This window comes from Bacteroidota bacterium (assembly GCA_017303975.1).
GTDB lineage: Bacteria > Bacteroidota > Bacteroidia > JAFLBG01 > JAFLBG01 > JAFLBG01.
Map to the genome: position 1 here is coordinate 1 of JAFLBG010000022.1, position 12,541 is coordinate 12,541.

The 12,541-nt window shown below is 34.0% G+C and carries 7 protein-coding genes; 5 read left to right on the forward strand and 2 right to left on the reverse strand.

Annotated features, from left to right (window positions below; translation table 11 throughout):
* Window positions 1-116 precede the first annotated feature (116 nt).
* Both J0M08_08645 and J0M08_08650 read right to left on the reverse strand, forming a co-directional pair.
* On the reverse strand, window positions 117-3,044 hold the full coding sequence (locus tag J0M08_08645) for a hypothetical protein (GenBank protein MBN8703120.1): 2,928 nt from the start codon (window positions 3,042-3,044) through the stop codon (window positions 117-119).
* Between the two features lies 1 nt (window position 3,045).
* Window positions 3,046-4,740, reverse strand: a complete 1,695-nt coding sequence (locus tag J0M08_08650; protein MBN8703121.1) for a hypothetical protein — start codon at window positions 4,738-4,740, stop codon at window positions 3,046-3,048.
* 222 nt (window positions 4,741-4,962) lie between these two features.
* Here J0M08_08650 and J0M08_08655 point away from each other — a divergent pair, with 222 nt between their 5' ends.
* From J0M08_08655 to J0M08_08675, 5 genes are all read left to right on the forward strand, one after another.
* Window positions 4,963-5,313 carry a hypothetical protein gene (locus J0M08_08655; protein MBN8703122.1) on the forward strand — a complete coding sequence of 117 codons (351 nt, stop codon included), beginning with the start codon at window positions 4,963-4,965 and terminating at the stop codon, window positions 5,311-5,313.
* 108 nt (window positions 5,314-5,421) lie between these two features.
* Window positions 5,422-7,023: a SulP family inorganic anion transporter gene (locus tag J0M08_08660; protein MBN8703123.1), complete on the forward strand. Its 1,602-nt coding sequence runs from the start codon at window positions 5,422-5,424 to the stop codon at window positions 7,021-7,023.
* A 7-nt stretch (window positions 7,024-7,030) separates the two neighbouring features.
* On the forward strand, window positions 7,031-8,347 hold the full coding sequence (locus J0M08_08665; protein ID MBN8703124.1) for a hypothetical protein: 1,317 nt from the start codon (window positions 7,031-7,033) through the stop codon (window positions 8,345-8,347).
* A gap of 6 nt (window positions 8,348-8,353) precedes the next feature.
* The gene (locus J0M08_08670) at window positions 8,354-10,876 is read left to right on the forward strand and encodes a DUF2309 domain-containing protein (protein ID MBN8703125.1); all 2,523 of its coding nucleotides are present in this window, start codon (window positions 8,354-8,356) and stop codon (window positions 10,874-10,876) included.
* A gap of 5 nt (window positions 10,877-10,881) precedes the next feature.
* Window positions 10,882-12,541, forward strand: a 1,660-nt coding sequence (locus J0M08_08675) for a hypothetical protein (GenBank protein MBN8703126.1), incomplete at its 3' end; no start/stop codon positions are given.

The following is a 12,541-nucleotide window of genomic DNA, read 5'->3' on the forward strand; positions in this document are numbered from 1 at the left end:
TAGAGCCATTATTCTGCGCTTGTAAAGACACAAGTACAAAAAGGAAAAAAGAAAAAAGTAGTTGCAATTTTTTCATTTATATATGTTATCAATTTTTATTGGATTGTAATTCATAATTAATTGGTAACCGGATTACAATTCGAACCATAATCAAAATGAAAATTAAAGGTACCGCTTACCTTTCCAAAGATGTTATAGTAACAACCTATTTGACCATAAAAATAAATTGGCTTAGGGAGCTTTCCTCCGACAATAGCAGCTACGCCTAAATCAAAAACCGTGAAATCAAAATTTCTACAGAAGCAAATATTTTCATTATCACAATTACAGCCCGGCAAAAAACGAATATTACCTTTTACGCCAACATTACCTTGCATATACAAATACATATTGCCACTTGCTTGCCAGCCATTTAAACCAACCTTTTGAGAGGCATCATTATCGCAGTAACTATTAGAACCATAATTCATCAACATCATATCGAATCCCAAGCCAAATGCATATGAACCATACACTTGAAAAAAACTAAATCCGTATTGTTTATACAACGATGCGTTTAATCTAGCCCCCGCACAAAAGCCCGCCCCATTTGAAAGTTTAGTATCATCTCTATTTCCATTTAAGCCGGATGCACCTAATATCGTAGCTACCTCAGGAGGTGGAGCATTTGCCGGCTCTATACTATTACCTACCATAAAGTAAGACTCGGCAGTAACCATATTCATTATATTAATTTGATTGGTTGTTGTGGGTTTACCTACACATACGTACCACACTCCAGGTTCTATGTGCATTTTGATAAATCCGTTCCCCGTAATTGCATTGTAGGCATTGATCGTTACGGTTGCATTTGCATCAAATACGGAATTAACACCATCGTACTGAACAAGGATACTTCCTTTTACAGGTGCTTTAACCCGTTCATTTACATTTACCAATACATATACATCTCCTGCAAGCTTAACAATACCAAGCCCTCCGGAGCTTGTAAAATTTATTTCAAACAATACATCTCCGTTAGCAACTACTTCGCTAGACGAATATTTAAACCCTACACCAGCTTTAAAGCCAATAGATATAGTTGAATCGGGGATATAAGTTAAAGCGTTTGTTGTGGTGGAACTTTGATTTTGCGAAGCTGCAATCATTTGTGCTTGACTCGTATTTTGCGGATTCATATGATAATACAAACCACCCATTAGCTTTGTTAATGTAATGGGAACAGTACCAAGTGGGATATTCACGGGGACTGCCGCATCAATATAGAAATATCGATATGTGGCTTTAGCTCCCAAACATGCAGATATTTGAACAGGAGAAGGCAGTACATTAGGAATTGAAAATGAAATTTGTCCAAAAAAACCATCCCCATATACTGGATCATTGTCCCTAAAAATAACAGTTCCATTAAGTGTAAAAACACTTGTTACTGTATTGAGAGAAACACCGTTAATAAAAAACTTATCAAACTCCCATTTCGTTTTCGTAACAGTTGCAGGTGCTTCTCCTGTATATGATTGCTGGTATGGAACAATCTTCGCTTGTAAGCCAACTAACGTTCCTGCACTAAATCCGCTATTAGAGCTATTCATGAAGTTAACAGTTACACTAAAGCTCAACAAAGGAAAACCATTGTTTACTCCAAATGTTATATCATTAATAGAAACAGGGAAATTAGCCGCTTTCGGATTCTGCCCTCCGGCCAAATGGAGTGTAAACAAACCGTTAGTAACATAAGGAGCTTGCGTTAAAATAGTCAAATTTTGAAATGCAAGCTGATCGCCTTTCGAATCGAACTTTGCGTGATTAAAGCTTATCAAACCATTTAAAACAGCAGTCGGTTTTAATAATCCATTGCTCTTCACAATTAACAATTGCGAATTACTATTTAATGTAACCTGCGCAGAAAAAACATTAAATTTTAAATTATTTGCAGGACTAAGTGCAAAACTATAATCAGTTTCTTTACTCTGTGGATTATAATATACATTGGCATTGTAAACAAGTGTTTGGGTACTATCCATAATTGGCACACTAACTTTTCCTTTTAAATGACCACTATTTAATTGATTGCATAAAAAACCAACACCCAATTCATCCAAAGAAAAACCCCATCCACTCATAGTACCCTGCTCAGTTGAAAAAACATTATTTACTTGAAACAGTCCAGTTAAACCCATATTGTCAATGAGCAAATTGTGCACTTCAAGTTCCGAGCGCTTTCCGGCCTGCGAAATCTCGGAAGGAAGTTTTACTTTCAGTGATTCTAAATAAAAGCCAGACCACATAGCAGGTGTAAGCATATTTGGATTTGTATATCCTGCCGGGAATACCATCGTTGGGGCATTAACCAACTCACTCATATCAACAGTAGCATTCGTAACATTAAATGACCACCCTTTAAGACCCTCTACAAAAAATGGTGTTATACTTACTTGAGTTACAAAATCATGTATATCATTGGTATAAATTTGAAACGTAGCCCGAACAACTTTATCGGTAGTTTGCGAAGAATCAGGCAATAGTTTTGTTTTACTAAATAAAAATTCGCCTTTTAAACTAATCGCTTTAAATCCATTGCAATCCCACTCCACAAAATTATTTCCATCTTTTACTATTTTCAGACTCACAGTATTATTTATTTTAATAATGTGTTCGCTTACCAACATCAGTCTAGCTTGATTACCTCCTACCACACCTACAGGATTAAATTTTATATTCTTAGCAGCAAATGCAATTTTTTTAGTTGTACCCGGAAAGTCTATTGCAGCATAAGCATTAAAGTAGGCTCCTTGTGGAAGAAATTTACTAGAATCAATTGCTACAATGTATCTCGCTGAACCAATTTGGCGAATAATTCCAAACGGTAATGAAAGTGTACTATCAAAACTTAGTTGATCTAAAAAATTTCCACCATCATCTACATTTTGCACTACAGAAATCACCTTGTCTGCTTCCGGATTAGCAGTAGTATCAGACTGTGCGAATAAATTAATTATTGACAGAAAAAATATAAACGATATATATAATTTAATTTTCCTCATTTTAAAAACTATAATTTACACCCATGTTGCCGGTAAACTCATTATAGGAAAGTGCCGTTGAAGTTGTTTTTAATTTCTGTAAATACATCGCGGTTAAAGAAAAAGAAACATTTCCACTGTTTTGTTTCTTGAATTTTGGAGTAAACATAAAAGAAATTCGCTCGTTAAAAATTTCATTTATTTTACGTGTATCATTCAACAATTGATTGTATGTAGCTCCTAAACTGATACGCATAGTATTTTTATAAAATGATTGAGCTAAATTAACTGTTGGCCCTACATATAAATTAGTGCCTATAGAAGACAATCCATAATTAGCATTTAAGCCGGCAGTAATAGAAGTCCTAGTTTTAATGAGTGTAGAAGTATGTGACAAATTAGTATTCACAAAACGAGTTGGAATCGCAGATTTAGTATTGTGTGAAAGCCAATTATTACCCTTTGCTTCGCCTTGTTCTTGCGATGAAACCTGATATGAAACAGAAAGAGAAGAAACCTGTTTAACTTTCGTAGTACCAAAACTATAATTTACATTTACCATTGCATTCTGCGACAATTGATAAAAATTGAGCGTATCTAAGGTATTTGTATAATAAGGGTCTTCCATAGGTTTCTGCCTGGTATAAGTACTAAAATTACTAACTGTTCCAAAAACAGTTAATTTTTTTGTTGGCATATAATTTATGTTAGCCGAAGACACCCAGCGCTTTGTAGTATTCAACTTAGATCGATCCAAATTATTTCGTTGAACTCCTGTATTTAGAGATAGACTAAGCTTACCTTCTAAAAAAGAAACTGTTGGTGCAATTGTAATATTTTCTAAATCGTTATTGAAAAAATAGGCTCCTAGTGTTTGGTAGTTAGGCGATACACGTTCATAGTTTAAACTTAATCCAACAAGTTTATGAGAATACCCAATGCTCGACTTAAACGCATCGTAAAATTGAGTAGTACTTTTGGGAGTAAAAATAAACGGCAATCTATTTTTGGGAGTAGTAGATAAATCTTCTGTCAAATTTATATTTCTCGTTAATCCAGACAATGCATACTCCGCACTAATAGTTACTTTTTTATATACAGTAGTTCTTCCAACCACACTAACAACGGTATTCTCCATTGGCATAACCGTAGAGTTAATTGGGACAAAGGAAAGAGAAGTTGGCAAGTCTTTTGCAGAAAAATAAATGACTTTTAAAGCATGTCCATTATCTTCATATCCTAAAGTAGCTCCAAATCCCATTCTTTTGTAACTCAAGTTTTCTTCGTTAGATGGTTCAGAAACAAATGACACTGCTTTTTTTAATCTGCCATACATACACGAAAATCTAATTTTTTTTGGATTTAGCTCAATTCCGGCTCCGGCAAAAACATGACCCGCAAGTGTATATTGACTAAAGTTCATAGCTGTAATGCCGGCATACCCCTTTATCCATTTATACGTTGGAGTAAAGCTTTGCATATTAAAAGGCTGCGTATAAGCAACTTGATTGTTGCTATAAGTAAATGTAAATGGTAAACTAACATCTAATAGGTTGGCGGCAATACTTCCATTCAAAAACCAAGTAAACGGTTGTCTTCTATTCTCAATACCACTAGCATTATAAAATACGGATGAATAAGCTAGATTCCCGTTTAAGCGCACCATTTCTTTCTTCCCTATTTTTTCTAAATTTTGGGAAGTACAAATCGTATCCAAAAAAATAAAAACTACTAATAGACATGTAACAAAACAAATGCGCATTGATTTTGGCTCCTAAAGGGCGCAAAAATAGGGAATTGAGATGAAAAAACAAGAATTTGACATTGGTAGATTACAACCTAATTACAGTTGCAAAAATGACAATTTTATTTTTAACAAAATTTAATTTGTACTACCAAATAGAATTAATATACCTTTGCATAGTACCTTTTATAATAAATGAGCGTAAAGAGAATCATATTATACTTACTCTTATTAACTTTCCTAACGGATATTAGTTCTGCTTTAGCTGGAGGTTTGTACTCAAACAAATCAAATCAAATCGAATACAAAACTTGCTCTATATCTCCAACATCAAATGATACCTTTACTTTTATTTTTGAGGGTATTGAAGATATTGAAGAGAGTGACGACAAAAAAATTCCAGACATTATTTTTCATGAATTAGAGATTTACTGGACATCAATTTCAATTAATCTAGAAAACCCTTGTCCTATTTCCCACTCAGATAAGCTTCTCAATATATCCAATATTGAAACCTATCTCCTACATCAAAATTTCCGTATTTAGAATTTCGTAAAATTTTCTTAGACCTACGCCAGTTAGTTTGAGCACTATGCTACAAACCAATGATATGTCTAGCTATTTGATTTTTTTCCAAAATTCTAAATACATAAAATGAAATCGAAATTAAACTCTTTTCAGAATGACCTATACTCGTTAAAAGAAAACTGGAGCAAAGATATGCTCTCTGGGTTTCTTGTATCACTAATAGCACTTCCATTATGCTTAGGAATTGCAGGTGCCAGCGGATTTCCTCCTATCATGGGGGTTTTAACTGCAATCGTTGGAGGTATGGTAGTATCCATATTTGCCGGATCAGAACTAACAATAAAAGGACCGGCAGCAGGATTAATTGTTATTGTAGCCGGCTGTGTAGAAGAATTAGGCAAAGGAAACCAAGAACTTGGCTGGCACCTTACACTTGGAGTAATAGTTGTTGCAGCTGTTGTACAAATTATACTTGGCGCTATAAAGGTTGCATCCGTAGTAGATTTTTTTCCACTCTCAGCAGTACATGGAATGCTTGCTGCTATTGGAATTATTATTATCTCAAAACAATTTCATTTTGCAGTTGGAATTGCACCCTCTGAATTAAAAGGCAAAGAGCCATTAGATTTATTACTAATGATTCCACATAGCATCACGCACCTTACTCCTCAAATTGCAATTATAGGAGGAATAAGTTTAGCAATTCTATTGGGCCTTCCATATATTAACAACAAACTAGTAAAACGAATACCACCGGCACTACTGGTTCTAATAGTTGGTGTTATTCTAGATAAATTATTTTCATTAGACTCCGACACTTATAAAAATTTAAAGCCTCTTGTCAACCCCGGGACTTTATCTCTTTCATGGAATGCAAGTTTTGATGCATTATCAAGCGATACAATCGGAATTTTCATAAAGTATGTAATTATGTTTGCAGTAATTGGAAGCTTAGAATCGCTACTTACTGGAAAAGCCATTGATTTAATCGAAGTAAAAAAAAGAAAATCAGACTTAAGTAAAGACTTAGTAGCAGTTGGAATAGGCAATATAATCTCAGGATTATTGGGCGGCCTGCCAATGATATCGGAAGTAGCACGAAGCTCTGCAAATATTAACAATGGAGGTCAAACTAGGTGGGCTAACTTTTTCCATGGTGTATTTCTTTTGTTGTTTGTTGTTTTAGTAGCTCCACTTATAAAACTAATTCCGGTTGCTTCCTTAGCTGCAATGCTCATTTTTGTTGGAATTAAGTTGGCATCGCCAAAAGAATTCAAACATGTGTATCATATAGGAAAAGAACAAATAGTAATTTTTCTCATAACAATAATCGTTACAATCTCTACAGATTTACTGCTTGGTATAGCTGCAGGGATATTAGTAAAATTCATTTCCCACATTATTCATGGCGCATCTATTAAAAGCTTGTTTAAAGCTGAAGTATCAGTTACTACAACTGGAAACGAGTACTGTGTTTCGTTAAAGGGATCAGGTGTTTTTAGTAATTGGCTACTAACACATAAAAAACTACTTGAAATTCCATCCTCCAAAACAATCATACTAGATGTAAATGATGCGAAATTCTTAGATCATACTTTCATGGAAAACCTATATCGCTTTATTGATGAGTATGAATTACAGGATGGAAAATTTAAAATAATCGGACTAGAGAGCTTCAAAGAATTATCAAAAGCCAAAACCTGCGCACGAGTAAACTTATCTATTTAATTTATTAATGATGAGACCATTTATTTTTCTACTACTCCTTTTGCCATCAATTTATGTTGCAGAAGAGAACAAAACAAAGGAGTTAAAATACAATTTAAATGAGGATGGAACTCACTATATAAAACTTACTGCATTAAATCAGGTTTGGGTTCGATACAATGAGAGCAATCCGGGAACAACAGTGTTCGGGAAACCTCAATCATCTACATTTGATATTGGTATAAGAAGACTACGATTTCAACTCTATGGACAACTCACAGATAAACTATTTTTTTATACTCAATTTGGTCAAAATAATTTTAATTATTTATCCAAACTATATACAGGAGCATTTTTTCATGATGCATTGGCCGAGTATAAAGTAAAAGATAAATACTTAAGTATAGGAGGTGGACTAACAGGATGGAGTGGGCTTTCAAGATTTGCATCACCATCAGTTGCTTCCATTCTAGGGCTAGATGCTCCACTTTACCAACAAACAACAAACGGGGTTACTGATCAATTTTTAAGAAAGCTAAGCTTATATGCCAAAGGGAAATTAGGAAAACTTGATTACCGGCTTGCTCTTACAACACCTATGGCAACACAAAACTCTTCCGCTGCATTAAACACTTTATCAAAAAATGCGGAGTTTGCATTAACACCTCCTAAGCCGCAAATTCAAGGATATTTTATGTATCAGTTTTTAGATAAGGAGTCGAATTTAACACCATACACTGCAGGTAGCTATCTTGGAACAAAACGTGTTCTTACAATTGGTGCAGGTTTTATTAATCAAGACAAAGCAATGTGGAAGTTAAATAATAGTGGAGACACCCTTTACCAAGCAATGCAGCTTCTAGGAATTGATTTATTTTATGATGCCCCAATCAATAACGATAAAGGGAATGCAATTTCACTTTATGTGGCATATAACAATTTCAACTTAGGGACCAACTACTTAAGAAACCTAGGAGTGATGAACCCAGCCAATGGGATAAATGCTAATGCTTCATTTAATGGTCCTGGAGATGCATTCCCAATGATTGGTTCAGGCAATATAATATATGCTCAATCAGGATATTTGTTCAAAAATAATTTATTGCCTAATAATGGTACAATACAAGCATATGGCTCGCTTATGTATGGCAACTTCAATAGGCTAAAAGATCCATCTATGGTTTATGAACTTGGGATAAACATTTTAGTTCATGGAACGAATAGCGCAAAAATTACATTTGGTTACCAGAACAGACCTATTTTCAAGACTGATGCTTTGAATGGCGGAATTTACAGAGTAAGCAGAAAAGGAATGTACGTATTACAATACCAACTATTTATATAGAAAAATATGCTACCAGATATTGAAAATCAAACTACAGAAAGAGCTGTTTCATTTAAACTTTCCGAAACAATACACTCTCTGAAACATTATTTGCCAGCGCAAGCTCCATTAAAAGATTTCATACATCATAATACGTTACATGCTTTTCAGCATTTAAATTTTATTGATGGAATAAGTAGAGCTTCCGAAATTTTTGGCTATAAAGTTACATTAGGAATAGAAGAATACAGAAATCTATATCAATCAAAAAGAATAAATCACAATGTACTTGAGAAAATAATACGTTCTAAAAAAGGAGAGGAAAATTTAATAAAATGGCTTAACAAATGTATTACAAAACCATATAAAACTTCAAACACAGCAAGAATAGGAAAACTAAGAGCAAACTGGAAACTATTTTACAAAATAGATTTAGACTCACTAGTACACCCAATCTTATTTAGAATAATATGTAGCTATCTAGATCAAGGAATATCAATTTGGAACTTTCCAATTCAAGGAATAGGATTTATTGATTCCATAAAAGCACTAGAAAAAAACAGTTTTACAAGTTTCTTTAAAACCAAACTAGCTAAAGAGCTTCTACTAAGTACTAATTGCAGCATTCCTGAACTACTAAACAAATTGGTCGGTAATGAGTCGTTATACGAACAGTATCTATTCGACCAACAATTTGAACATCAGGGCTGGTCGGGAATGGTATCTGCAATAGAAAATCAACCCGAAACGCTTCTAGACACAAAAAAAATATCACTGCACGACTTTATACTTTTTGAGTTACTACTAGAAATTGACAATCTAACATTTCTATTGGGTAACGACTGGAACTGCTTAAGCAAAATAACTTCTGAGCTACCAGACAGTTTATTTAAACCATCTGTAAAAACAGAACTTGTAGAAGTAAGTGAAATATGGCAAGAAGCTTTTGAGTGGACTTATTACGACCAAGTACTTGCGGGTATAAAATCTTCCAATACAGAAAATACTACGCATGTAAAAGATGCAACTTTTCAAGCACTATTCTGTATTGATGATAGAGAATGTTCGTTTAGAAGATACTTAGAAAATTTTGACACAAGCTGCGAAACATTTGGAACTCCTGGCTTCTTTAGTGTAGACTTTTTTTTCAAACCAGAACACGGAAAGTTTCACACGAAACTATGCCCGGCTCCTATTACACCTAAGCATTTAATTAAAGAATTAGAAACCAATAAACAGCTTGAAGAGGATGTCCATTTTACCAAACACTCACATAAACTCTTTCATGGCTGGCTAATTTCGCAATCATTAGGATTCTGGTCTGCATTCAAACTATTTCTAAATATTTTCAAACCTTCTATAAGCCCTGCAACAGCGTCTTCATTTAAGCATATGGAACAAATCTCAACGCTTACTATAGAAAACAAAAGCATAACTGACATAGAAGATGGACTACAAATTGGATTTACGATAGATGAAATGACAGATAGGGTTGAAAGATTATTGCGAAGCATTGGCTTAGTAAATAACTTTGCTCCGATAGTTTATATAGTTGGGCACGGTGCTAGCAGTGTAAACAATCCTCACTATGCAGCTTATGACTGCGGAGCTTGCTCCGGAAGGCCGGGCTCGGTCAACGCAAGAATTATCTGCCATATGGCAAATCATACCGAAGTAAGAAAAACACTTGAACAAAAAGGAGTTGTTATTCCGGAAACATGTCAATTTATTGGTGGTATTCACGATACAACAAGAGATGAAATTATTTTTTTTGACGAGAGTTCCTTATCCATTAAAAACAAAGAGCTTCACCTAAAAAACAAAAACACATTCAACAAAGCACTTGATTTTAATGCACGAGAAAGGTCTAGAAGATTTGAGCTACTTGACACATCATTGAGCGAAAAAGTAATACACGAAAAAATAAAAATTCGTTCGGTATCCTTATTCGAACCAAGACCAGAACTCAACCATGCGACCAATGCACTTTGCATAGTAGGAAGAAGAGCATTAACCAAGCAGCTTTTTCTTGACAGAAGATCATTCTTAAACTCTTACGATTACAGAATAGACCCTGAAGGAAATTATCTATTAGGAATCCTAAATGCTGCAGCTCCAGTATGTGGAGGCATCAATTTAGAATATTACTTCTCTCGTGTAGACAACCAAAAATTAGGAGCAGGCACCAAGTTGCCCCATAATGTGATGGGCTTATTTGGAGTTGCAAATGGAATTGATGGAGATTTGAGACCGGGTCTTCCAAGCCAAATGATAGAAGTTCACGATCCAATTCGCTTACTAATTATTGTCGAGCATTTTCCTGATGTAATTTTAAATACAATTAAAAAATCAGAATCTACCTATGAATGGTTTATAAACAAATGGATTCACTTAGTAGCAATAAACCCTGATACAAAAGAACAGTTCGTTTTTAAGAATGGAACTTTTACTTCCTATCAATTAACGGGAGAAAAAATAAAATCCGTAAGGGATATAACTCCTTTACTTGCATCCAATCAAGAAAATTTCCCTGTTTATCAAATCAACTAACTATTATGGAAAAAACACTAGAACTGTTTATTTTAATTCCAATTGCCGGATTTATCGTAAGCTTACTCATTCCCCAAAAGAATGAAGGACTATTATCAAAATCAGCTTTTCTAACAATTGGAATTCACTTAGCCTCCGCAATTACATTTCTAGGCTATTGGCTGTTAAACAATCATCCAATTTTGAACCTAAAAGATATTGTAATTTTTAAAACTAGTGACTACGAGTTTTTTATAGATTTTTGTTTTGATAATATTACTGCGGTGTACTTAGTTGTTGGAGCATTATTAACATTTTTAGTTACGGTATATAGTAGAGTATATCTTCATAAAGAACATGGCTACAAAAGATTCTTTAATGCCATACTTCTATTTTATTTAGGTTATACAATAATTATTTTTTCTGGAAACCTAGAAACATTATTTATTGGATGGGAAATACTCGGAGTATCTTCATTCTTACTAATTGCATTCTACAGAGAACGCTATTTACCTGTAAAAAATGCCGTAAAAGTATTTTCAATATATAGAATTGGAGACCTTGGATTAATACTAGCAATGTGGCTAAGTCATCACTTATGGCATGAAAACATTACTTTTTTAAAACTTAACAACTACGAGCTGGTTCACGAGCATCTTGCAACTCACAGCACCATTGGTGTTTTAATTTCATTATTTATATTACTTACTGCTGTCGCAAAATCGGCACAACTACCATTTTCCCATTGGCTACCAAGAGCGATGGAAGGCCCAACGCCATCAAGTGCTATATTCTATGGCTCTCTATCGGTGCATATTGGAGTTTTTCTATTATTGAGAACGTTCCCTTTTTGGGAGCACCAATTATCGGTACGAATATTGATTGTAATAATTGGTTTGTCAACAAGTATTATAGCCTCCGTTACTGCACATGTTCAATCTTCTGTAAAAAGTCAAATTGCCTATGCCTCTATTGCACAAATTGGATTAATATTTATTGAGGTTTCTCTTGGTCTTAAACATCTTGCTCTATTTCATTTTTCAGGAAATGCATTTCTAAGAACATATCAACTGCTGGTGTCTCCTTCTGTGGTAAGTTATTTAATTAAAGAACAGTTTTACAAATTCTCCCCACAAATTCAACATACACAAAACACGTTCTACAACAAAATAAAAAACTCTATTTACGTACTATGTGTAAAAGAATGGAATCTAGACACTGCTATGTATCGATTTCTATGGAATCCCCTAAAGAGTGCAGGGAACAAACTAAACTTTAAAAACAACAAACAGATAACACTTTTTTTCAGCTTACTATTTACAACAGGAGTTATTTGTTTACTAATAGAAAAATATATCCCTGCTTACATACACAACTTGCTACCTCCTCTATTTTCTATAGTTGGGTTAATAATGGTTTTAAAATCATTTACAGAAAGAAAAAATGTTCAGCTAAGTTGGATACTAATTATTGCAAATCATTTTTGGATTGGGCTTGCAATATCCTTTAACGAACACTTTACCATAAACGATACTCTTATGTATTTAAGTGGAATCTTTATCTGTGGTGTAGCGGGAGTAATCTGCTTGTTTTATTTACAATCAAAAGAATCAAACGTTGGATTAAATAGATTCTACGGGCATATATATGAATACCCGAAATTAGCAATTATATTTCTTATTTGCT